This is a genomic window from Paenibacillus antri (genome assembly GCF_005765165.1).
Taxonomy (GTDB): Bacteria; Bacillota; Bacilli; order Paenibacillales; family YIM-B00363; genus Paenibacillus_AE; species Paenibacillus_AE antri.
The window spans coordinates 1-23,869 of the sequence record NZ_VCIW01000011.1; the positions used below are offsets into that span (position 1 = coordinate 1).

General features: G+C 62.1%; 19 protein-coding genes and 1 pseudogene. 11 read left to right on the forward strand and 9 right to left on the reverse strand.

Annotated elements, in window-relative coordinates; genetic code table 11:
• A pseudogene (locus FE782_RS32320) lies at positions 1–402 on the forward strand (hypothetical protein); the annotation flags it as partial.
• 296 nt (positions 403–698) lie between these two features.
• Here the strand turns inward: FE782_RS32320 and FE782_RS16530 are convergent.
• Positions 699–1,997, reverse strand: a complete 1,299-nt coding sequence (locus FE782_RS16530) for an alpha-glucosidase/alpha-galactosidase (RefSeq protein ID WP_138195350.1) — start codon at positions 1,995–1,997, stop codon at positions 699–701.
• Between the two features lie 144 nt (positions 1,998–2,141).
• Here FE782_RS16530 and FE782_RS16535 point away from each other — a divergent pair, with 144 nt between their 5' ends.
• The 3 genes from FE782_RS16535 (at position 2,142) to FE782_RS16545 (ending at position 4,696) form a co-directional block, all read left to right on the forward strand.
• The gene (locus FE782_RS16535; RefSeq protein ID WP_138195351.1) at positions 2,142–2,990 is read left to right on the forward strand and encodes an AraC family transcriptional regulator; all 849 of its coding nucleotides are present in this window, start codon (positions 2,142–2,144) and stop codon (positions 2,988–2,990) included.
• 129 nt (positions 2,991–3,119) lie between these two features.
• Positions 3,120–4,034 (forward strand): TetR/AcrR family transcriptional regulator, encoded by a 915-nt coding sequence (locus FE782_RS16540; RefSeq protein WP_158299423.1) that lies wholly within the window; start codon positions 3,120–3,122, stop codon positions 4,032–4,034.
• Positions 4,035–4,123: 89 nt separating this feature from the next.
• Positions 4,124–4,696 carry an FAD-dependent oxidoreductase gene (locus FE782_RS16545; protein ID WP_138195353.1) on the forward strand — a complete coding sequence of 191 codons (573 nt, stop codon included), beginning with the start codon at positions 4,124–4,126 and terminating at the stop codon, positions 4,694–4,696.
• Positions 4,697–4,772: 76 nt separating this feature from the next.
• On the opposite strand, the gene FE782_RS16550 is transcribed toward FE782_RS16545, so the two are convergent.
• The 5 genes from FE782_RS16550 to FE782_RS16570 are packed head-to-tail and all read right to left on the reverse strand — an operon-like array spanning position 4,773 to position 12,783.
• Positions 4,773–5,786 carry a DUF3231 family protein gene (locus tag FE782_RS16550; protein WP_138195354.1) on the reverse strand — a complete coding sequence of 338 codons (1,014 nt, stop codon included), beginning with the start codon at positions 5,784–5,786 and terminating at the stop codon, positions 4,773–4,775.
• 56 nt (positions 5,787–5,842) lie between these two features.
• Positions 5,843–8,980, reverse strand: coding sequence for a beta-galactosidase, LacZ type (lacZ, locus tag FE782_RS16555; RefSeq protein ID WP_138195355.1), 3,138 nt, complete (start codon positions 8,978–8,980; stop codon positions 5,843–5,845).
• 36 nt (positions 8,981–9,016) lie between these two features.
• Positions 9,017–10,843: a D-apionate lactonase family protein gene (locus tag FE782_RS16560; protein ID WP_138195356.1), complete on the reverse strand. Its 1,827-nt coding sequence runs from the start codon at positions 10,841–10,843 to the stop codon at positions 9,017–9,019.
• Positions 10,833–11,909 carry a Gfo/Idh/MocA family protein gene (locus tag FE782_RS16565; protein ID WP_138195357.1) on the reverse strand — a complete coding sequence of 359 codons (1,077 nt, stop codon included), beginning with the start codon at positions 11,907–11,909 and terminating at the stop codon, positions 10,833–10,835. Before FE782_RS16565 ends, FE782_RS16560 begins: the two co-directional genes overlap by 11 nt.
• A 16-nt stretch (positions 11,910–11,925) precedes the next feature.
• Positions 11,926–12,783, reverse strand: a complete 858-nt coding sequence (locus FE782_RS16570; protein ID WP_138195358.1) for a phosphogluconate dehydrogenase C-terminal domain-containing protein — start codon at positions 12,781–12,783, stop codon at positions 11,926–11,928.
• A 128-nt stretch (positions 12,784–12,911) separates the two neighbouring features.
• Here FE782_RS16570 and FE782_RS16575 point away from each other — a divergent pair, with 128 nt between their 5' ends.
• Together FE782_RS16575 and FE782_RS16580 are read left to right on the forward strand one after the other, a co-directional pair.
• Positions 12,912–13,724 (forward strand): sugar phosphate isomerase/epimerase family protein, encoded by an 813-nt coding sequence (locus tag FE782_RS16575; RefSeq protein ID WP_138195359.1) that lies wholly within the window; start codon positions 12,912–12,914, stop codon positions 13,722–13,724.
• 14 nt (positions 13,725–13,738) lie between these two features.
• Positions 13,739–14,374, forward strand: coding sequence for a GntR family transcriptional regulator (locus tag FE782_RS16580; protein WP_138195360.1), 636 nt, complete (start codon positions 13,739–13,741; stop codon positions 14,372–14,374).
• Between the two features lie 423 nt (positions 14,375–14,797).
• On the opposite strand, the gene FE782_RS16585 is transcribed toward FE782_RS16580, so the two are convergent.
• Both FE782_RS16585 and FE782_RS16590 read right to left on the reverse strand, forming a co-directional pair.
• The gene (locus FE782_RS16585) at positions 14,798–16,819 is read right to left on the reverse strand and encodes an ABC transporter ATP-binding protein (protein ID WP_138195361.1); all 2,022 of its coding nucleotides are present in this window, start codon (positions 16,817–16,819) and stop codon (positions 14,798–14,800) included.
• Complete coding sequence (locus FE782_RS16590) at positions 16,816–18,630, reverse strand: ABC transporter ATP-binding protein (RefSeq protein WP_138195362.1); 1,815 nt, start codon at positions 18,628–18,630, stop codon at positions 16,816–16,818. Before FE782_RS16590 ends, FE782_RS16585 begins: the two co-directional genes overlap by 4 nt.
• A gap of 175 nt (positions 18,631–18,805) precedes the next feature.
• Here FE782_RS16590 and FE782_RS16595 point away from each other — a divergent pair, with 175 nt between their 5' ends.
• From FE782_RS16595 to cyoD, 5 genes are all read left to right on the forward strand, one after another.
• A complete protein-coding gene (locus FE782_RS16595) occupies positions 18,806–19,084 on the forward strand; it encodes a hypothetical protein (RefSeq protein ID WP_138195363.1) in 279 nt (92 codons plus the stop codon).
• Positions 19,085–19,375: 291 nt separating this feature from the next.
• The gene (gene cyoA / locus FE782_RS16600) at positions 19,376–20,296 is read left to right on the forward strand and encodes a ubiquinol oxidase subunit II (protein WP_238392533.1); all 921 of its coding nucleotides are present in this window, start codon (positions 19,376–19,378) and stop codon (positions 20,294–20,296) included.
• A gap of 24 nt (positions 20,297–20,320) precedes the next feature.
• Entirely contained in the window at positions 20,321–22,291 is a 1,971-nt protein-coding gene (locus FE782_RS16605; RefSeq protein WP_138195365.1) for a cbb3-type cytochrome c oxidase subunit I, read from the forward strand.
• Positions 22,291–22,905: a cytochrome o ubiquinol oxidase subunit III gene (gene cyoC, locus FE782_RS16610; RefSeq protein WP_138195366.1), complete on the forward strand. Its 615-nt coding sequence runs from the start codon at positions 22,291–22,293 to the stop codon at positions 22,903–22,905. Before FE782_RS16605 ends, cyoC begins: the two co-directional genes overlap by 1 nt.
• A 1-nt stretch (position 22,906) precedes the next feature.
• Complete coding sequence (gene cyoD / locus FE782_RS16615; protein WP_138195367.1) at positions 22,907–23,266, forward strand: cytochrome o ubiquinol oxidase subunit IV; 360 nt, start codon at positions 22,907–22,909, stop codon at positions 23,264–23,266.
• 82 nt (positions 23,267–23,348) lie between these two features.
• Here cyoD and FE782_RS16620 read toward each other — a convergent pair whose 3' ends face one another.
• The gene (locus FE782_RS16620; protein WP_138195368.1) at positions 23,349–23,594 is read right to left on the reverse strand and encodes a hypothetical protein; all 246 of its coding nucleotides are present in this window, start codon (positions 23,592–23,594) and stop codon (positions 23,349–23,351) included.
• Between the last annotated feature and the right edge of the window lie 275 nt (positions 23,595–23,869).

A 23,869-nucleotide genomic window follows, 5' to 3' on the forward strand; every position in this document is an offset into this window, starting at 1 on the left:
CACCGGCACTACCGGTGCGAACGCGTCGTGTCCGTCTCGGCTTCCGTCGGGAGAGACGGCAAGCCGACCGCGTTGAAGCTCGGGTTCGTGCCTCGAGATCGTCTCGTCCGCGGGTTCAAAGAACCGACCGCGCACGGGAAGGCGCGCATCCTTGAAGAACACGTTGATCCAAGTGCGGACGCGTTATGGCTGAATTCCGATCGGATGCACCATAGCCCGCTTCGAGACTGCATCCTAGAGGCTCGCGGCTGGATGAACCGGCTGTTCAACGGCGTCGGCACGAAATACCTGCGGAGCTATCTCAACGAATTCTGCTATCGTTGGAACGCCGCCGCCAAGGGAATTTCCTTGCGCGACGAATGGGACAAGCTTTGCTTCGGCGCCGAGAGACGCGCCGGTTAGGCGTTCTTCTCCGCCTGAGCCCATAGAAAGGTCTGACACCGTTCGAGGAGGCGAGACACAGCGCCCGTTCCCTGAGCAGAAGACATCAGCTTGGAAAGAAGGCGCGCACAGAATCCTCCCTCCCCGGAAGCGTCGCATCGCATCATGCGTGTAAGCCGTTGGTTCGCCTGCGCCGGACGCGGCCGAGCTTCTTCCCGCCTGAGCAGACGACATCAGCTTAGAAAGAAGCCCGAAGAGAGAGCACCCGCCCCATATAAGAAACCCAGAGCTACCTCGCCCTGGGTTTTCGATGTTTCTTATTTATATTGCGGGAGCCAGTCGCCGTGCGCTTCGATCAAGTCGTCGCACATCGCGATGATGTCGTCCATGGACAGCTCCGCGGACGTATGCGGGTCGAGCATGGCCGCGTGGTAGATATGCTCCTTCTTGCCGGTGATCGCGGCTTCGATCGTGAGCAGCTGCGTGTTGATGTTCGTGCGGTTCAGCGCGGCGCATTGCGGCGGCAAATCGCCTACGTACGTCGGCGTCACGCCGCTCCGATCGACGAGGCACGGCACTTCGACGCACGCCTCTCGCGGCAGGTTCGTGATGAGGCCGGTGTTCATGACGTTGCCGCCGATCTTGAACGGCACGTTCGTCTCCATCGCCTCGAACATATACGACGCGTATTCATGCGACCGTTGGTGGGTGAGGTTGGCGTCGTTGACGAGTTCGTCGCGCATTTTCCCCCATCTCTCGATTTGGTTTACGCAGCGGCGCGGATATTCGTCCAGCGGAATGTTGAAGCGCTCGATCAGCTCCGGATAGTTCCGCTTAATGAAGTAAGGGTGATATTCCGCGTTATGCTCGGACGACTCCGTAATGTAGTAGCCGAACTTCAGCATCATCTCGAGGCGCACCATGTCGCCGTGTTTTTCCTTCTGCTTTTCGACCGCTCGGCGCTTGATTTCCGGGTACAGGTCGACGCCGTCCTTCGTGACCTCGAGCAGCCACGCCATATGATTGATGCCGGCGATCTTCGCTTGTACGCCTTCCTTGTCGATCCCGAGGTTATCGAACAGATGCGGGATACACGCCTGCACGCTGTGGCACAGACCGACCGTCTTTACGCCGCCGTACGTGTTCATGACGTTCGTGAGCACGGCCATCGGGTTCGTGTAGTTGAGGAACCATGCGTCCGGGCATACTTCCCGAATATCCTTCGCGAAGTCGAGCATGACCGGGATCGTTCGCAAGTTCCGGAAGATGCCGCCGATGCCGACCGTGTCCGCGATCGTCTGGCGCAAGCCGTACTTCTTCGGAATTTCGAAGTCCGTGATCGTGCAAGGATCGTAGCCGCCGACTTGAATCGCGTTGACGACGTACTTGGCGCCGCGGAGCGCTTCCTTCCGGTCGTCGTACGCCTTAATGACGCAAGCGCTGCCGGTCGTCCGCTTCAGGTTGTTGAGCATCATCTCGGAATCTTTCAATCGTTGTTTGTCGATATCGAACAGGGCCAATTCGAAGCCCTGAAGCGCAGGCGTCATCATCGTGTCGCCCAAGACGTTCTTCGCAAATACCGTACTTCCCGCGCCTAGAAACGTAATCTTCGTCAACGTTACCCCTCCAGATCAATGTGCGTTTCTCCTCTTCAAATATAGGCGAATTCCATAGGACTGGGTATGGAGGAAACGAAGAGACATATGGATATTTGTAGTGCGATGGAGTACGATGAAAGAAAACGGCTAGGGGGGCGGCGGATGTTTCCCGAGCATTACAGCTTCGCGAGTTACGTCAATCCGGAGAAGAGCCGGGGCGAAATTACGGTGTTATTCAGCGGAGAAGCGCGTCCGATGGAGCTGCATAACACCGGACCCGGCGTTCACGATTACTATTTATTTCATACCGTCACCGCAGGAAACGGAGATTTTATGTTGGATGGGAAGCGTTACATTTGTGGTGCGGGAGACACCTTCATGATCTTCCCGGGTTCGCTGCACCAATATGTCGCCGCCGCGCGACAGCCATGGGAATACGTATGGGTCGCCTTCCAAGGACATCGATGCGAGCCGCTGCTGCAGCAGCTCGGCCTTACGCCTGAACGCCCCGTCGTCCGGGGGAGCGGGACGCGCAATGCGCTAGCTCTATATCGCCGGCTCAGGAGCTCGCTGCGCGACGCGGAGCATCCGGCGCTCGCCGACCTGGAGGCGGCGGGCTGCCTGCGCCTACTGCTGCGCGAGCTTGCGCTCGCCGAGCCCGATCGTCTGCCGGCGCCCCCGACCGCGGGCACGGCCGCGCGGCGCCAAGTCGAGCAGGCGATGCGCTGGCTCGAGCTGCAATACGCCCAGCCGATCTCGATCGAGCAGCTGTCGAAGTCGCTCGGCTACCACCGTACGCATTTGTCCAAGATGTTCAAGGACGCGATCGGCCTTTCACCGATGCAGTTTTTGATGCAAATTCGTCTGGAACGGGCGAAGTCGCTGCTGCGGAGCCATTGGTCGGTAGAGCAGGTCGCGTCGTCGGTGGGGTTCGCGGATGCGTTATACTTTTCCAAGCAATTTCGGAAGAGGTTCGGCATGTCGCCCACGGAATACCGCCAGCGGCAATGATGGAATGAACGGTCAGTTCTGATTTTGACCGTCTAGTCAGTACTATGGTATGATCGCGTAAAACGTTGCAGCCATTACGCCTCGCAAGTCCCGCATCGAGGAAGTTGTTTAATAGAACGAGGTGAAAACGTGTCCGCGATTCACGATAAGAAAAAACAAATCATCGAAGCTGCGCTCCAGCTGTTCGCCAACAAGGGGTTCCACGAGACGTCGATCCAAGATATCGCGGAATCGGTCGGCATCGCCAAGGGGTCCGTGTACCTTCACTTCAAGTCGAAGGACGATCTTCTCGTCTCCGCCTTGAAGCATACCGTACACCGAATGTTCGAGGAAGTCGCCTTGGCGTCTTCCTCCCCCGGCTTGTCCCCAAGGGAGCGGCTCGTCCGCAAGCTGGAAAGCCAGCTCCGGTTCGGTTACGAGCATAAAGCGTTCTTCACGATGCTGCTGAACGAACGTTCGATCCACGTCAACGAGGAACTGAAAAAATTCATGATGGATCTGCGTATCCGCTCGGTGCAATGGTCGCTTGCGGACGTCATGGACGTCTATGGCGAAACCGTCGGCCCGTACGCGATGGATGCCGTCGCCGCGTTGCAGGCGCTGGTGGGGCAATACACCGGGTACTTGATCCTCCACCAAGTCGAATTCGACATCGCCGTGTTGGCCCCGTTCCTCGCGGATCGGCTGGAGGACGTCGTGGACGGGATGCTGAGGAAGGGCCGACCTCCGATGTTGACGGAACGAATGCTGTTAGGTCCCGCGGCCGCCGCGGCGGCCGGCGAAGGCGAGCGCGACGCCCGCGTCGATCTGCGGGCGCATTGGATGCGCATGCTCCGGGAGACGATCCGGGAATCGGCCCTCGACGAGGCGAAACGGGAGGAGCTGCACAGCTACGCCGTCGTGCTCGAACACGAGCTGCGAAAGCCGGACCCGGCCGACGCCGTCGTCCAAGGCTTGCTGGCGCATCTGCGCACCGCGGAGACGCCCGCGATCGGCGCGGTCGTCCGGCAGGTGGAGCAGGAACTCGCGCGCTTATCCCGTTAATTATTTAACATCTAAGTTGATAAAGTTAGTCTAGTGCAGCATAATAGGGAAAAGAACGACCTATTCATCCTTGGAAGGGGTAGAAACCTATGTACGACATCGCTATTATCGGCGCCGGTCCGGCAGGCGCCAGCGCCGCGATATTCACGGCGAAAGCAGGCAAGAGCACTGTCGTGATCGACAGCGACAAGGGCGTCACGCGACGCGCTTGGTTCGAGAACTTCTACGGCATTCCGGAAATCGACGGACCTTCGCTCGTCGACATCGGCGTCGCGCAGCTGAAGAAGCTCGGCGCGGAATACGTCCTTGACGAGGCGACGGACGTCTCCGCCATCGAAGGCGGCTTCGCGATAACGACCGCCGGCGGCGCGAGCTTCCAAGCGAAGCACGTCGTGCTCGCGACCGGCTTCTCCGTCGAGTTCGGCGAGAAGCTCGGCGCCGCGACGAAGCCCGGCACGGAGCCGCGCGTGAAGACGATCTTCGACGTCGACGCCGACGGCCGGACGAGCGTGCCCGGCGTATGGGCGGCCGGCACGGCCGCGGGCGTAAGCGTGCACGGGATCATCACCGCCGGCGACGGCGCGAAGGTCGCGATCAACTTGATCAGCGAGCTGAACGGCGATCGGTACGTCGATCACGACGTCATCAAGCCGAAGGGATAGGACCGTCCTTCGCAACGAAAAAAAGGAACCCTGCCGAATGTCTCGGCTGCGGTTCCTTTTTCCATATTCGAGGCACCTACGAGCGGATCAGCTCGGGGCGATTTTCCGCTTGGGGCGGTTCTTCCATCCATCCATGCTTGATCATCAGCTTGCCGCCCTCTTGGGCGAAGTTGAACACCTTGGTCATGAGCGCGCCCAGCTTGAGCGGCAGGTCGCTGCGCAGGCTGAACGACGTGCCGAGCGCGTTGCCGCCGAGCCCGAAGCTCGTCAGAATGTTCGTGCAGTACATCATCAGCTTGTCCGAAAACGCCGGCGTCGTCGATTCCGAAGCGCGTCCGGACGTAGACGGCGACGGACTCATGTCGCTCTCCATGAAGACGGCTCGGATCATGTCGACCGTATCCCGCGCCAGCTCCCGGCCGGTTTCGAAGTACCGCTTCACCTCCGGCTCGAGGGCGGTTTGCGCGAAGCCCGTCATCAGCTCGAAGCCGACGACGTTCGTCTCCATCTGTTGATACAGATGCGCCGACTCGACAAGGTTGATCGGGCGCGCCTTGCGCAAAACCCCTTGCCCCTTCATGTATACGAGGTCCTCAACGAACTCGGTCTCGCGGGGCGGCGATACGATCGGAGGTCGGGAGAGCAGCCCTAGGGCGAGCAGCAGCTCCGTCGCGTCGCCGTACGCCCGCTGCGAGCACGTCGACATGTCTTGGATCAGTCTTCGGATATCCTCGCGATACGACATCGTCAAATGCAGCGCGCTTAACCCGGACGTAATCTTCGCCATAACGCGAACGAACGATACGTCGAATCGGCCGGTGAACATCGCCGGAGCCCGCTCGTTGACGTCTTCGTCTCCGAAGCCGACGGGGACGGCGGCGCGTTCCTGTTCGAACAGTTCGCGCACGCGGTCGATAAAGCCGCTCGCCTCGGCTTGCAGACGGGTCAGCAGCGCCTTCGGCTCGTCGCCATCGGCGTGGCGGATGAAATATCGCAGCATCCGATCCGTCATCGTCTTCTCCAGATACGTCATCCACAAGATCCCGATCTCCGACGAAGCCAGCGGGGAATACGAAGTACGATTTCTCACAGCCGTTCACTCCTATCGGAATGTTTTACGGCTATGGTAACCCATGGGCGTTGGTTTTATGTGGCGGAAATTCCGCGGAACCGAAATGCATGCGCGTACGTACGGTCCGCCTTCAGCGTATATTCCGGATGCGCCTTCGCGCCCCAGCTGTCGTCGCCGCCCACGCCCATCTGGCGATAGTTCGCGCGCACGACCGTCTTGCCGGCGAACGCCGGGAGCTGATACGGATAGCTGCAGCTCTCGAGCTCGGTCGGCGTATACGGCAGAGCGCTCCACTCCATCGCCTTATCGCCGTCGAACCGCAGGCCGAAGCCGTTCTCGTCCGTCACGGACGCCCAGCGGACTTCGGTCTTGTTGCCGCTCTCCTGCGGCCGCAAATACGGCGCCAGCTGCTCGCCGACAAGCCCTTGGTAGACGCCCAGCTTCGCGCCGTTCATCCGATCCCAGTACGTCTCGTGCGGACCGTTGCCGTACCAGCGCACGCGGTCGAACCGGCCGTTCAACACGAACAGCATGCCGATCTCCGGGATTTCCGGCAGTCCTTCGCCGGGCGACAACGTCTCCCTCACCTCGACCTCGCCGTTCGGATGCACGGTGTAGGCGATCGTAACGGTCGTCTTCGACGAAGCGGCCGCGACCGGCATGAGCAATTCATAGACCGCTTCGACGAACGCGGCGCCTTCGGACGTTTCGCTGCGGAACGACTTCATCTGCCGCGCGGCGCCGGCCAGCCGCCACGGGGCGCAGCGGACGTGATGGAAGCTGCCGCGGTCGTTGTCGGTATACGCTCTCCAGAAGTTCGGCGCCGGCGGAACGGTCACGAGATCTTGGCCCCGGTACCGATATCTCGTCAGATGTCCCGTGCGCTTTTCGAAGGAGACGCTGAAATCCGAGCCGGTCACCTGCAGCGTGACGAGATTTTCCGCGACCGTCAGCGGCGCGGCGTCGCTTACGGCAGAGGCCGCGGCCGCGGCGGTCGGCAGCTCGAGCGCGAGCTGGCCGAAGGCGACCTCGTGCCCCGCGTTCGCCCACCGCTCGTCGCGGCGCAGCGCGAAGCTCGCCGTCAGCACGTACTCTTCGCCCGGCCGAACGCTCTCCGGCAGCGCGAACGGCGGGCGGACGTCCGCGCGCTCGCCCGGCCCCGCCGCGACCGACGCGGTCGCGCGCTCGACCGGCACGCCGTTGTTCGACAGCGTCCAGACGAGGTCGAACGCGTCGAGGTTCGTGAACAAGAACCGGTTCGTCAAGCGGAACGCGCCCGTCTTCGCGTCGTTCGTTTCGAACGCGACGTTCTGGTAGCACGCCTTCGCCTCGGGCAGCTTCGGAGAGACGGTCCGATCGGCGAAGACGAGGCCGTTGCCGCAGAAGTTGCCGTCGTTCGGGAAGTCGCCGAAGTCGCCGCCGTACGCGAGGTACGTCGACGTTCCGTCCGGCGTCGGCTTGCGCAGCGCCTGATCCATCCAATCCCATATGAAACCGCCCTGAAGGATCGGGTATCGGTAGAACAAGTCGACGTATTTATGGAGATTGCCGAGCGAATTGCCCATCGCGTGCGCGTATTCGCACAGCACGAACGGCTTCTTGTTCGGCTCGGCGGACTCCGCGTATTCGTACAGATCCGGCAGCTTCGAATACATTCGGCTTTCGACGTCGGACGCCGCCTCGGAGACGCGGTACATCGTCACGCCCTCGTAATGGACGGGTCGCGTCGGATCCGCGGCCTTCAGCAGATCCCGCATCGCGAGGAAGTTGTCCCCGCCGAACGACTCGTTCCCGAGCGACCACATGACGATGGACGGATGGTTCTTATCCCGCTGCAGCATCGAATTGGCGCGGTCGAGCACGGCCGCCTTCCATTCCGGCTTGCTGCCCGGCAGCGCGCCGCCTTCGCCCTCTTGGCCGTAAAACCAAGAGCCGTGCGTTTCGAGATTCGTCTCGTCGATCACGTATAATCCGTATTCGTCGCACAGATCGTACCAGAGCGGATGGTTCGGATAGTGCGACGTGCGGACCGCGTTCATGTTGTACGCCTTCATCAGCTTGATGTCGGCGAGCATGTCCTCGTACGTCACCGCGCGGCCCCGGTCGCAATGGAACTCGTGGCGGTTGACGCCTTTGAAGACGATTCGCTGTCCGTTGATCTTCATCAGCCCGCCGTCGATTTCGAACGTGCGGAAGCCGACGCGGCAGCTCACCGTCTCGAGCAAGGCGCCGTCCGCGTCGCGCAGGGCGAGCGCCAGCGTGTACAGATGCGGATGTTCGGCGCTCCACTGCAGCGGCCGGTCGATCGCGCGCGCGAACGACAGCTCGCGTTCCGCCGCGCCGGCGTCGAACGCGACGTCGAGCAGCGCCTCGGAGCCCGGCACGACGCGCCCGTCCTTGTCGTACAGCGCCGCCTCGAGCGTCGCCGCCTCCGGCGCGCCGCCCGTTCTCGTCACGAGCGCCTTCACCTGCAGGCTGCCGTGCTCGTAATTCGCGTCGAGCGTCGCGGCCGCGAAGAAATCGTACACGTGCAGCGCCGGCGTCGCATACAAATACACCTCGCGGAAAATGCCGGACAGCCGCCAGAAGTCCTGGTCCTCGAGCCAGCTCGCGTCGCACCAGCGGTATACTTCGACCGCGAGCTTGTTTTCGCCGGCGACGAGGTAGGGCGTCAGGTCGAACTCCGCCGGCGTGAACGTATCCTCGCTATATCCGACGAGACGGCCGTTCACCCATACGTAGAACGCCGACTCCACGCCTTGAAAGCTGATATGTACCGGCTTTCCGGCCCAAGCATCAGGTACCGTGAAGGAACGGACATACGACCCGACCGGATTAAACTCCGAGGGAGCGAACGGCGGATCGAGCGTCTCCTTCCCTTCCCACGGGTATTTGATATTCGTATATTGCGGGGCGTCGTACCCATGCAGCTGCCAGTGCGACGGAACCGGAATGTCGTCCCACGCCGAGCAATCGTAATCCTCGCGGTAAAACTCCCGCTCCCTCTCTTCCGGACGCTCCGCGTACCGAAATTTCCAGAGCCCGTTCAACGATAGAAAATACGGCGACGCGTACCGGTCTCCGGCCAGCGCCGCTTCCACCGTATCGTACGGCATCAGGGTCGCGTGCGCTTTCATGCGGTTCACTTCGAAAATGTCAGGATTGTTGTTCCACTCCGGAAATCCGTTCGCCGGCGGCGTATATCGCAGCATGCTTCCAACACCTCGCGTAATGATGAATTCGTAGAATCAATAATTCAAATCGAATCTCGCGATCTCGTACGGTTGTAGTTCGAACGAGATCGTTCCGTCCGCTTCGGACAAGACAGGCGCTTCGGCGCCCTCCCGGTTCGCGGCGAAGCCGACGGCGCCGGGCGCCTCCAGCCGGACCGCGCGGGGCGCGTCGCTAACGTTCGCGACGAGCAGGCGCATGCCGGCGGCGCTCAGCGGCGCGATCGCTTCGACGCTAGCGTCGCCGCATTGGACGGCGCCGAGCAGCGCGCCTCGGTACGGCCCGAGCGCCGCGAACAGCCGGCGGTACGCGGGCGTCGGCGCGGCCGCGCCGGACGCGTCGGTCGCGACGAGTCCGCTCTCGCCGACGGCGTCGCAGACCGCGATCGACGCCGCCCCCGCCTCCGCGAGCCGCCGCAGGCTGCCCAGCGTCCAGGCCGCCGCGAACGGCTCCCGCTCCCGCGGGTCGTGCGTCCGCGCGCCCGCCTCGCCGGTCGCCGCCGCGTTCACCCGCTGGGTGAACGTCACCGGCCCGGCGTGGATCGGCGCGCCGCCGGCGGCCTCGCGGGCGTTCGCGACGACGAGCGCCTGCATCGGCAGCGTCTCGACGATCGACGCCCGGTCGAACGCGTGCACCTGCGGATTCATCGCGAGGCACACCCCGTCGAGCCGGTCGTACGGCATCGTCCCCGCTTCCGCGGCGCGGTTCAGCTCCGCGTAGTTCGCCCGCGAGCCGCCGAGCAGCGGCACCGCGCCGCAGCCGGCGGCGTCGAGCGCCGCCCGCGCCGCCTCGGCCCGCGCCGCCGTCGTGACGGCGCCGGCCCCGAAAGCGGCGAACGCGCGCAGCCGCGTCCCCGAGCGGGCGAGCCGCGCGCAGCACGCCGCGAGCCGCTCCGCGGCGCGATCGTCCGCCGCGGCCGTCGCCGCGATCGCGAGCGGCAGCCCGAGCGCGGCAGCCCCCGCCGCCGCGCCGTCGAGCGCCGCTTCCCACGCGGCGTCGTCCAACGACACCGCCGCGTACAGGAAGTCGATCGGCAGCGCTTTCAATAACGCTGCGGCGTCAGGGCCGATCGGGCCGTCCGCGACCGCGTCGTACAGGAGGCCGAGCGGCGGCAGCGCCCCGACGGTCCGGCGCTCCGCTCGCAGACGGACCGGCGCCTCCTTCGAAGCATCTCCGCCGGCGCCTGCTTCGTCCGCCCCGGTCACCCGAATCCGGACGACCTGCTCGACGACGTCGCCGCGCCGCACCTGCGCCGGGAACGGGCGCGAGAGCGGCGTGCAATACGTCTTGAACGAGGCGTCGGTCCAATTGCGCTGGTCCTCCATCTCGAACAGATCGCCCTCGAAGGCGATCTCTACCTCAAGGCCCGACGCGCCGGGCACCCCGTGGCGCAGGGCGATCATGCCGAAGAACGGCTGATGCGGGGAGATGCGCTCCGGGAACGCTCCCTCCGTCTCGCCGTCCTCCGACGCGACGACGACGCGTTCGCCCGCGAGCGTATCCGGATGCAGCACGCAGAAGCCGATCCGGTTCCGAAGGAAGTCGGACCGGGCCTCGCCCCGCATCCGAAACTCCAATGCGCCGTCGGCCGTCCCGGTCACGACGCCCTCCCAGATGAAGTCGATGTCGCCTTGCGCCGTCTCCGCCGCGAGGCGCGCCTCGAACCCGTCCGCCGCTTGACGGACGTCGTACATCGTAAACCGGGGAGGCACGGTGCCCCAGTTCCGGTCTCTCACCGCGACGTACACTTGGCGCACGACCTCCCGGCCGCCGGCCCGCACGTAACGCAGCGTCCCATCCTCCAGCGCGACCGACAACGGTCCCGCGCGAAGCTCATGCCTCATCCCGTTCGCCTCCCGCTCCTTCGAAGAAGATCGCCCGATGCTCCGCGGCGCTCTCGTACGTGCCGAACGTCATCCGCAGCGTGACGAGATTGTCCTCGCCGCTCGTCTGGAACTCGGCGCCCGTCTCGAGGCATTCCACGAAATGGGACTGCAGTCGGAAGTGGCTCTCCTCGTGGTCGAGGTACGTCGACTCCGCTAACGCCCGTTCATCCGTCCCGTCGCGGTTGACGATCGTAATGCGGCCGTCCGTATACATCTTGATCGTCCCGTTCTCCCCATCGATCGCCATCTGCTCCAGATGGACCGGCTGAACGGCGTCGCCGAGCGGGCGGTCGAGCTTCTGTCGGGTCGCCCAGCTCATATCGAGGAAGCCGTAGAAGTCTTCGTACCCGAGCACGACGACGCCGGAGTCTTCGCCGGCGATATGCGGGCTGATCGTCGCCGTCTCGGCGTACAGACGTTTCGGCGTACCGAAGAGGAACCGCCATGTGTCGAACCAATGCACGCCCATCTCGTAGAACAGCAGCTTCGGCATGTCGCGGAAGAACGGCTGCGGAATCGCGACGCTCGGCGCGAATCGGGGCGTGTAATAGTCCGTATGAATATACCGGACGGCCTTGACCTTCCCGATCGTTCCCTCGTCCAACGTCCGCTTGATCAGCTGGAACGGCATAAGCCAACGCCAGTTCTCGGTCACCATCAGCCGCGCCCCGGCGTCCCGCGCCGCCGCGACCATCCGCTCCGCGTCCTCGAGCGTCGGCGCGAAAGGCTTCTGGCACATGATGTGCTTGCCGGCCGCGGCCGCCTTCGTCACGAATTCGACATGCGTCTCCGGCCCCGTCACGATATCGACGATATCGATGTCGGCGTCTTCCAGCATCTCATCGATCGTACCATACAATCGGTTTTCCGGCACGCCGAATTCCGCCGCCCGCGCCTCCAGCTTCGCGCGGCTGCGATTGCACAGCGCGGCGATCTCGACGCCTTCGATGCGGCTCCACGCCTTCAGATGCTTATCGGACCAGTAGCCGGTGCCGACGAGACCGACCTTCCACCTTTTCGTCATGGGGTTAACCTCCTTCTTATAACGACTCGAGCTTCGCCGGAAGCTTCTCCGGATGCAGCATGACGTCGATCTGATCGTACACCCGATCCGGGTCGTAGAGGTCCTTCCAGTTGTCCTTCAGCATCGCTTTCTTGCCGTATTCGATCGCGACGAGGCAGGCGTCCGAGAACGGGTTCGTCTTTTCGAAAACGATCGCCAACTGCACGTTAATATGTCCGAGCATGAAATCCTTCGCCGCCTCGTACGGTACGCCGCGCTTCACCGCTTCGTCCATCGCTTCGCCGAGCACCGTCACCATCATCGACGAGATCGTCTCCGCCATCGTCGGCTCGAGCATCGCCATCTGCTCCACCGTAATGCGGTGCGTGCGCAAGATCGGCGCGTACATCGCCTGCGCGACCGACTCGCCGACGGCGTACTGTTCTTCCGGGCCTTGCATGAGCGCGCAGACGATCGCCTGCTTCGCCGCCACGCCGCCGAAGAAATCGCGCTTCGCCTCCGGCGTCGTCTCGTCGTTGAACACCGGCGGATGGCATGGATGCGTCACGAAATACGCGACGTCCTCGCGCTTCGGCAGCTTGCCGAGGTACGCCGCGGCCGGGTCGAGCACGATCAGCATCGCGCCGGACTTCATCGCCGGCACCACGCTTTCCGACACGTTGCCGATCGCGACGTCCGGGATCGCGAGAACGACGACGTCGGCGTTCGGCACCGCCTCGGCCTGCGGCGTCGCGGCCAGCCCGCGGTCCGCCAAGTTGGCGAGGCCCCGTTCGCTGATTTCTACATAATAAACGGGGTCCGTCCCCTTCCTCAAATTGTCCGTAATGCGGCAGCCCATCTTCCCGCCTGCGCCGATTAACGCGATGGTCGTCATGCGAAATTCCTCCTAGGAAAAGGTTATGAATTCATCATTATATACGGATTGTATACAATATGTATTGACTTTTCAATCGGCCGCAACGATAATTTTGATACCAATCCTTTTCCCATGGGAGGAATCTTATGAAGCTCGGCATCGGCAGCTACACGTTCGCCTGGTCGATCGGCGTGCCCGCGTACGGCATGCCTTCCGCTCCCGTCACCGCCTTCGACCTGATCCGCATCGCGGCGGAGCGCGGCCTCTCGCTCGTTCAGATCGCCGACAACATCCCGCTGCACCGCTGGCCGGAGATCGAGCGGCGGCGGCTGAAGCGCGAAGCCGACGCGGCCGGCGTCGCTCTTGAAGTCGGCACCCGGGGCACCGACCCGGCGCTGCTGCTCGACTACCTCGCGATCGCCCGCGAACTCGGCTCCCCGTTCGTGCGCACGCTCGCCGCGACGACCGACCTTGCGCTCGTCCGGGAGCAGCTGTCGGCGGCGCTGCCCGCGTACGAAGCGGCCGGCATCGCCATCGCGTTGGAAAACCACGGCCTCCATACGACCAAGCAGCTCGTCCGGCTGTTCGACGACGTCGGCAGCCCATATCTCGGGTGCTGTCTCGATACCGTCAACTCGTTCAGCGCGCTTGACGCCCCGGATCGCGTCATCGCCGATTTGACGCCTTATCTTATCAATCTTCATATTAAAGATTTCGATATTACGAGAATCGACCATCAGATGGGGTTCGTCGTCTTGGGCACGCCGGCCGGATATGGTAAATTGGATATACCGCGCCTGCTGACGACGATTCGCGAGCAGGGCAAACGGCCGAACGCGATCCTCGAGCTGTGGCCGCCGTACCAAGGCTCGGTCGAGGACACGGTCGCGCTGGAATGGGAGTGGTTCCGGCAAAGCGTCGTCTATCTTCAAGGCTTGCCGGAATTCCAGACGACATAAGGGGGCTGCCGTTCATGACGGCCGTTACGTTGAAAGAGAAAGCTTATATCGAGCTCCGCAAGTCGATCCTGAACGGGGAGCTGAAGCCCGGCGACTTCTTAACGGAGCGCATGCTCGTCGAGCTGCTCGGCATGAGCCGCACGCCGATCCGTTCCGCCCTGGAGCGGCTGGACGTCGAGGGGCTCGCGAAATATACGCCGAACAAAGGGCTGATCGTCACCGAAATTTCGCTGACGCAGGTCGTCGAAATTTTCGACTTCCGCATCGCGATCGAGTCGTACATCGCGAAGCGGCTGGCGACGCGGGCTTGGAGCAGTGATGACGTCTCTTGGTTCGAGGACAATCTGCGCGTGCAGCGGGAATGCATCGAGGTCAACGACCACGCGCGGTTTACGGAAGCGGACACCGCGTTCCACACCAAGCTGGCCGACGTGTACGATAATTCGGAAATCGCGCGAACGATGGAGCGCCTGCAGGACATGCTGTACCGCATCGCGCTGCGCGTGCTGCGGAAGGACGTGAACCGCATCCGCTCCTCCTACGAAGACCATCTGCGCATCTTCGAGCTGATCCGGGAGGGCCGCGGTCCCGAAGCCGCGTCGCGGATGGAGGAGCATCTCGAGTACGGCAAGCGGATCCTGCTGACGTAAGGGAAAGCGCGAAGAAGCCTCGCCTCCCGCCGGATCCCGGCAGCGGAGGCGAGGCTTCTTTGTTCTCGATCGCGTCCTCTCATTTCGTCATTGCGCCCTCTCCCCGCCGGCTGCCCGGCCTTCTTTTTCCGCTCCTTCTCCTCCATTTCCCTTGGCTCAGCCATAAGTCGCAGCGGCGGGTGGATGCAATATACGCGCGAAGCACGCACTTCGGCGATGAAATCGTGTCGGCGCGGATGAGGTCGGATTGCGGTAGAGGCGAGATCAAGGGTGTAGGTCGATTCCAATGCCTCGCCGCGAGGCGCGAGCAATGTCTGCAAGTCGCGCGGGCTGCGTAAAAAGGTTCGGCTGAGCGAAGGGAAATCGAGGAGAAGGAGCGGGCGGAGAGAACCCCCCGCCTACCTCCTCCTCCTCTTACGAGGCCTACCCCGCCCCGACGGGACGCTCCGCGTTCTGGAGCAAATACATCCGGTAATAGCGCCCGCGCAGCGCCATCAGCTCGTCGTGCGTGCCGCGCTCTTCGATGACGCCGCGGTTCAGTACGAGGATGCGGTCCGCGTCGCGAATCGTGGACAGCCGGTGCGCGATGACGAACGTCGTCCGCCCGTGACGGAGCACGTTCAACGCGTGCTGGATGACCTGCTCCGTCTCGCTGTCGATGCTGGCCGTCGCTTCGTCCAAGATGAGGATGGCCGGATCGTAAGCGAGCGCCCGCGCGAAGGAGACGAGCTGCCTCTCCCCGGCGGACATCGTGCTGCCCCGCTCGACGACGGGCTCCGCGAGCCCGTTCGCCAGCCGGTCGACGAACGGGCCGGCCCCGACCTCGGTCAGCGCGCGGCGGGCCGTCTCTTCGTCGATCGCCTCGTTATAGAGCGATACGTTGAACTTCACGTCGCCCGTAAACAGGAACGGGTCCTGCAGCACGATGCCCATATGGCGCCGCAGCGCCTGCTTCGACATCGTCCGAATATCGACGCCGTCGATGCGGATGGCGCCGCCGGTCGGCTCATAGAAGCCAAGCAGCAGATTCATGATCGAGCTTTTGCCGGAGCCGGTATGGCCGACGAGCGCGATCGTCTCGCCCCGCTTCGCCTCGAACGAGATCCCCTTCAGCACGTTCTCGCCCGGCACGTACGCGAACGTGACGTCGTCGAACTCGACGCGGCCTTCCGGGCGGGGCGTCGCAGGCCCCTCCTCTTCTTCCACGGCCTCCCCTTCCCGATCCATCAGCGCGAATACCCGCTCCGCCGAGACGAACGCCCGCTGCGCGTTCGTCATCTGATCGAAGATGCCGACGATCGGCTCGTAGATGCGACCCAAATAATCGACGAACGCATACAGCGCCCCGAACGAGACGACGCCTCCGGCCCCGAGCGACCGAGCTCCGAAATACCAAAGGATGAACGCGGTCAGCAGGCGGCTGACGAAGTAGACGACGTTCCGTCCGGAGAACGCCGTAATCCGGAACTGCGCCACTTGGCTCCGATACCGCTCTTCGTTCAGCCGGCCGAATTCCCGCTTCATCGTCTCTTCCCGGCGGAACGCCTGCACGATCGGCATGACGTGAATCATCTCGTTCAGCATCGCGTTCATCTCGGCCAGCTTCGCTCGAATGATCTGCACGTACTTCTTGGAAATTTTCAGGTGCAAATAGAGCAGCGCCGCGAACAACGGCAGGATGATCGCGCACAATAGCGCGAGCCGCCATTCGAGAAACAGCAGCGCCGCGAAGACGCCTATAATGTTCAACCCGCTGACGACGAACGTCGCGGTGAAGCTGATATACAGCTCCTTGATATTTTCCGTGTCGTTGGCGACGCGCGAGACGATCTGCCCGATCGGCGTCTTGTCGAAGAACGCGACGGGCAGCCGTTGGAGATGCCGGAACAAGTCCATCCGCATCCGCTGCACGATGCGCTGCGCGGACGACTGCAGCAGAAAGCTCTGCACGTACGTCAGCGCGCTGCCGACGACGGTCAGCGCGACGATCAGGGCGACGAGGCGGAAGATCGGCGCGATATCATGCCGATAGAACGCCGTCACCTCCGCCCCCGTCAACGCCGCGACGCCGTACGCCGGGCTGTCCAGCGCGAAGCCGCTCCCGTCGCCGTCGCCGGCGCCGGCGCGGAACCGCGCGACGGATTCCGGAGCCGGCGGCGGAGCGCCCTCCGGCAGCCAGTCGCTGCGCACGTACGCCCGCTCCCGGAACGGCACCGACAAAGCGCCTTCCGGGACGTCCTCCGACTCGAGCTCGTACCAATCGAATTGAATGGCGAGCAGATGGTCGTCGATGATCGTCTTCGTGACGATCGGTCCCGCGAGCTGCGCGCCGAGCGCCAGCACCAGAATGAGCAGCGCGACGGCGACCTGCCGCCGGAACAGCAGCAAGTAGCCGAGCAGCCGCTTCGCGACGGTCCCTTCGCGTACGTTATCTTGTTCGATCATGATGGGTTCACCGCCCCGTTCGTTCCGCTCGTTCCGTTCGTTCCGCTCGTCCCCGCCCCGTTCGTTCCGTCCTCCAGGAGACTCTCCTCCAGCTGCTGCCGTTCGTATTGCCGCTTATACCAGCCGTCCCGCTGCATCAGTTCTTCGTGCGTGCCTTCCTCGACGATCCGTCCGTCGTCCAGCACGACGATGCGCTGCGCATGCTTCACCGCGGACAGCCGATGGGTGGCGATGAACGTCGTCTTCCCCGCCCGGCTCCGCCGCACCGCATCCAAAATCGCGGCTTCCGTACGCGCGTCGACGGCCGACAGCGCGTCGTCCAAGATCAAAATTTCCGGCCGCACCAAGAGCGCCCGCGCGATGCCGATCCGCTGCTTCTGCCCGCCGGATAGCATGACGCCGTTCTCCCCTACGATCGTGTCCAGCCCTTCCGGCATTCGCTCGAGATCCTCGCTTAGGAACGCCATCCGCGCCGCCTCCAATACTTCGGCTTCGGTCGCCTCCGGCCTGCCGAGCGCGATATTGTCCCGGATCGACCGGGAGAGCAGCAGATGCTCCTGCGACACGTAACCGATCCATCCGAGCAGCCGATCGAGCGGAATCCGATCGATCGGGACGCCGGACACCGTCACTCCGCCCGCGGGAATCGGGTACTGCCGCAGCAGCTGCTTCAGCAGCGTGCTCTTGCCGCTTCCCGTCTTGCCGACGACGCCGATCGTCTCGCCGCGCCGGGCCTCGAGCCGAATGTCCTTCAGCCGATCGACGTCGGCCCCCGGATAACGGAACGTCAGCCCTCGGAACGCGACGTCCCCCGCCGCCTCCGGGCGGATCGGATCGATCGGATCCGTCACGTCCGGCTGCTGCGCGAGGCTCTCCTCGATCCGGTTCACGGACGCGTTGCCGCGCTGCAATATATTAATGAAGTCGCCGAAGGCGATCATCGGCCAGACGAGCAGCCCGAGATAAATATTGAAGGTGACCATCTCGCCGAGCGTGATCTCGTTATGGACGACCAGGTAAGAACCGTACCCGATGGCGATCGCGAAGCTGATGCCCGTGATCGCCGAGATGGCCGGCATGAACAGCGAGTTCGTCTGCGCGACGCGAATGTTTTTCTCCATGACGTCCTTCGTCACGCGATCGAACGCCGCCAGATCGTTCTTCTCCTGTACGTAGGAACGCAGCACGCGCTGCCCCGAGATCGACTCCAGCACATGGTCGTTCATGACGCCGAACCGCTGCTGCGCCTCGGTGAAATGCGTTCGCATCCGCCGGCCGAGCACGTTAATGGCCACCGTAAGCAGCGGCATCGGCAGCAGCGCGGCGATCATGAGCCGTACGTCGATGAAGTAGATCATCGAAGCGACGACGACGATGACGCCCATGATCGTGTTCGTGATCGTTACGACGCCGAAGCCCGCCGTGTTGCTGACCGCCTCGATGTCGTTCGTCGCGAGCGCCATCAGCTCCCCGGAGCGGTTCCGCTGGAAAAACGACGGACGCATGCGCGTCCAATGCGCCAGCAGCCGATCCCGCAGCTGCTTGTTCAGCAGCGCGGAGCTGCCGAACAAGGCGTTGATCCAGATGTAGGTGGTGACGTACATCGCGACGGCGATGCCGAGCAGCAGCCACAGCGTCGACGACAGGCCGGCGCGCGTCAACGTGCCGTTCAGCATGCTGTCGATCGTCTGCCCGACCATGCGCGGCGCGACGGTATTCATATAACTGTTGGCGGAAATCAGCAGCATCGTCGCTACGTAAAACGGCCAACGTTTGCGAAAAAACCAACTCAAGCGGCGAACGAAAAGCATCGGCGGTCCCCTCGGCTTCCCAGCGATATCGATATTTCCCCATTGTAATCCATCCCTCCCGAAAAAATCGATACCGGTGACGGAACTTTGGCGAAAAGGTGAAAATTTTTTGAACACTTTCGATCTATTTGTGATACAATAATGACACGAAAGCTCTTACAAGGATGTGGGACGAATGCTCTCCAACAATTATATTAACAACCGTTCCGGCGGGTCGGAACGCAGCGTGCAGAAGCTTGTGAAGTGGATGACCGCGGCCTCGTGGACGACGCTTCTCATCGGCCTCGCGCTTTCCCTCGCGAACTTGGGCCACTTCAGCGAACAGAACGCCTCCCTTATGGTCGGCATCGGCTTTATGGTCGGCAGCGTTCACATTTATGTCATCCGCACGGCGATTCATCTCGTGCATGCTCGGGCGCCGCACTTGTTCGGCGATCGCGACGAAATCCGATAAAATCAACGTTTCGAAGCCTCCAAGAGAGAAATCTTGGGGGCTTTTTTGCGTTCGTGCGCGTCTTTTCGTCCAAAGCGTGACTACAATTTTACCGAATTGGGGCGACTATTTGACGGATTTGCAAAGTGGGGTTCGAACGAACGAGGAACGTGATATTTTATTAGGGAGGCAGTGAAATTCGTCACAACTTCATTTTCGACATACATTTAAAATCTTCATTATGAATCACATGCACAGGAGGACCGTCATATGAAACCTCGTATCTTCAAACTCGGCTTGGCGCTCCCGGCGATGCTGCTCTTGACCGCGGCGCTTCTGACCGGCTGCGGCGACGCGATGGTGTTCGATCCCAAAGGGCCGATCGCCGCGCAACAGAAAGATTTGATCTACATTAGCATGCTGCTATGCGTCGTCATCCTCGTGCCGGTTCTCGCCTTGACCGCATATATCGTCGTGCGGTATCGCGACCGCAAGGACAGCGACGCGCCGTACGAGCCGACCTGGTCGCATAATACGAAGCTCGAGATCGTCTGGTGGGCGATTCCGATCATCATTATCGCGATTCTGGCGGTCGTAACCGTCCGATACACGCATGCGTTGGAGCCTTCCAAGCCGATCGTTTCGGAAAAGGAAGAGCTCGTCATCCAAGTGACCTCGCTCGACTGGAAGTGGCTGTTCCAATATCCGGAACAAGACATCGCTACGGTGAATTACTTGTACATTCCCGAGGACGTGCCGGTCCGGTTCGAGCTGACGTCGGACGCGCCGATGAACTCGTTCTGGATTCCGCAGCTCGGCGGACAAATCTACACGATGAGCGGCATGGCGATGACGCTCTACCTGCAAGCCGACGAGCCGGGCGTCTACTACGGCTCCGGCGCGAACTTCAGCGGCGAGCACTTCGCCGATATGACGTTCTTCGCGACGGCGGTGCCGCAGGACGAATTCGACGCATGGGTCGAGCAAGTGAAGTCGACCTCGGAGCCGCTCACGGTAGAAGGCTACGACGAGCTTCGCCAGCCGGGCACGTCGCATGTGCAGCAGTTCGCGGGCATCCCGGAAGGGCTGTTTTACGATATCGTCACGAGATACGTCGTCGACGGGCAAAACCCGCACGCCGGACACGGCGCGTCGGCGCCCGAGGCGGAGGAAGCGTCCGATTCGGCGGACGCGGCCGAGCACGGCCACGACGAATCGCACGCCGCCCATTAACGAAGCATAGAAAGGAGATCCGCTATGGATACCATCAAGCAATTCGCATCCGAGTTTTTCGTGACCGGCGATCCGCTCATCCTCGGCGCCCAGGTCAGCATCGGCCTCACGATGGTCGCCATCGTGTTCGTCCTGTCCTATTTTCGAAAATGGGGCTGGCTCTGGCGCGAATGGCTGACGACCGTCGATCATAAACGAATCGGTATTATGTATGTTATCTGTTCGATCCTCATGTTATTCCGCGGCGGGGTAGACGCCCTGCTCATGCGGACGCAGCTCGCGCTGCCGGGTATGGAATTCCTGCATGCGGACCACTATAATCAGATTTTCACGACGCACGGCGTCATCATGATCCTGTTCATGGCGATGCCGCTCATGTTCGGCTTGTTCAACATCGTCATTCCGCTGCAGATCGGCGCGCGCGACGTCGCGTTCCCGTTCCTGAACAGCTTAAGCTTCTGGCTCTTCTTCTGGGGCGCGATGCTGTTCAACATGTCGTTCGTCATCGGCGGCTCCCCGGATGCGGGTTGGCTCGCTTATCCGCCGCTGTCGGGGCTGGAGGGCAGCCCGGGCGTCGGTCAGAACTTCTATATTTGGGGCATTCAGATTTCCGGGATCGGGTCGCTCATGACCGGGATTAACTTTATCGTTACGATTTTGAAAATGCGCGCGCCGGGCATGGGCCTCATGAAAATGCCGATGTTTACCTGGTCGACGCTGGCGAGCTGCTTGACGATCATTCTCGCCTTCCCGATTCTGACGATCACGTTGTTCCTCTTGTTCATGGACCGCTACTTCGGCGCTCACTTCTTCACGCTGGACGCGGGCGGCAACCCGATGATGTATATCAACCTCATCTGGATGTGGGGTCATCCAGAAGTATATATCGTTATCCTTCCGGCGTTCGGCATCTTCTCGGAGATCGTCTCGACGTTCGCGAAGAAGACGTTGTTCGGCTATAAATCGATGGTGTTCGCCTTGATGTCCATCAGTATCGCTTCCTTCTTCACCTGGGCGCATCATTTCTTTACGATGGGCTCCGGCGCCAACGTCAATGCGTTCTTCGCCGTCACGACGATGATCATCGCCATCCCGACGGGCGTGAAGATTTTTAACTGGCTGTTTACTATGTATCGCGGCCGCATTAAGTTTACGACGCCGATGATGTGGACGATTTCGTTCATTCCTTGCTTCGTCGTCGGCGGCATGACCGGCGTCATGCTGTCCGTCGCGCCGGCCGACTTCCAGTTCCATAACAGCTATTTCTTGATCGCGCACTTCCATCAGGTGCTCATCGGCGGCGTCGCGTTCGGCTTCTTCGCCGGCCTGACGTACTGGTGGCCGAAGATGTTCGGCTTCAAGCTCCACGAGGGGCTCGGCAAGTGGGCGTTCTGGCTTTGGAACATCGGCTTCTACGTCTGCTTCATGCCGCAGTACTTCCTTGGCTTAGACGGCATGACGCGCCGGATGTACACGTACGACTTCGACATGGGCTGGGGTCCGCTCAACCTCGTCTCGACGGTCGGGGGCTTCCTGATGGGCATCGGCTTCCTGTTCCAGGTATGGCAGATCGCGCATTCCATCAAGTTCATGCAGAAGGATACGACGGGCGACCCGTGGGACGGCCGGACGTTGGAGTGGTCCATCCCGTCGCCTGCGCCATTGTACAACTTCGCGACGGTGCCGACCGTCTCCGAGACGGACGACTGGTGGGCGACGAAGCAGCGCCGCGCAGCAGGCGTACCGGACGCTCCGGCGCCCGCGCTCGAGCCGATTCATATGCCGAAGCATTCCGGCATTCCGTTCGTCATGTCGTTCTTCTGGTTCGTCGCGGGCTTCGGCTTCGTCTTCGACTGGCTGCACTTCGTCATTCCGGGGCTTGCCGGCGTTGCGATCTGCATGCTCGTTCGTTCGTTCCAGTACGACACCGACTACTATATTCCTGTAGATGAGGTTCGCCGCACGGAGGCGGCGTTGAGAGGGGGGAAGGCGTAATGGCGGCAACGCATACGCACGGCGCTCATCACGAGCATGCCGATCATGGGCATCACGACCAAGAAGGGCTCAAGATGTTCGGCTTCTGGTTGTTCCTGATTACCGACGTCATTATGTTCGCGACCTTGTTCGCCACGTACGTCGTGCTGCGGAACAACACGGCCGGCGGCCCTACGGGCGAAGAGCTGTTCAATATTCCGATCGTCATCGCCAGCACGTTCATCCTTCTGACGAGCAGCTTCACGAGCGGTCTCGCGGTGCTGTCGATGCAGCAAGGCCGTCTGAAGGGTCTTATCGGCTGGCTCGCGGTAACGGCGGTTCTCGGCGCCGCGTTCATCGGACTCGAGCTGTACGAGTTCGTACACATGGTCCACGAAGGCGCCACGCTGCAGACGAGCGCGTTCCTGTCGGCGTTCTTCACGCTCGTCGGGGCGCACGGTCTGCACGTGACGATCGGCCTCGTCTGGATGATCGGCCTCATGCTGCAGCTTCGCCGCCGCGGCATTACGCCGGTCACCGAGCGCAAGGTCAACGTGCTCAGCTTGTACTGGCACTTCCTCGACGCGGTGTGGATCTTCCTCTTCACCGTCGTCTACTTGATGGGGGTGATGTAAGATGGCGACGCATAACAAGCCTGCCGCTAACGGACACGGGCATGAAGCGCACGGCGCCGGGACCCACGGCAATCACGGGTCGTTGAAGTCCTACGTCATCGGCTTCGTCTTATCGATCGTACTGACGATCATACCGCTCGTCGCCGTGCTCGGCGCCGATCTGGGGCGGACGACGACGATGGTCGTCATCCTCGCGGCGGCCGTCCTGCAGTTCGCGATTCAGCTGCTGTTCTTCATGCATCTACGCGAAGGCGAGAACGCTCGATGGAACCTGATGTCGCTGCTGCTCGGCGTCGTCATCCTGGTAACCGTCGTCGGCGGCTCGATCTGGATCATGACGTACAACACGGTCGCGCATTAATAAGGAAAAGGGAAGACCATACGCTCGGCTCGCGAAGATGCCGAGGGTATGGTCTTTTTTTTGAGCGTCTAGGCTACGGCCGTCACTCCCGCTTCTGCACCGTGTTCTTTACGCCGGAGTACGCGCCGATCGCCGACAGCCCCATGACGACGCCCGCGAGCGCCGCCTGCCGCCAGTCTCCCGGGGCGACATAGACGAAGCCGGCGACCAATCCGAGCGCGATCGCTACGGCGGGCAGGAATCTCGCGGTGACGCCCATTCTCCCGACCAAGCCGACGAGCGCCACGATCAACGGAATCAATGCGACGTCATACGCCTGGAATTCCATAGCTTCCTCACCTCCCTCTCCTTCACCATATGCCCGTCCGAGACAGGTTGCGCGGGCTATAACGTTTGGGAGGAGGTACGTGGTATCAGTTTGACGGGTAAACGCGGTAAGGCGGCAGGAGATCGTGTCAAATTTTGAGCAGTTTGGCGAAATGAGCTCAAATCTTGAGCAGTTGGGCTCGGCGAACTCACCGGTAGCGGGGTAAACGTGAAAACGCGGTATGGCGGCGGGCGATCGTGTTGTTGAGTATAGCCCCGAATGGCTGAGCGAAAGGA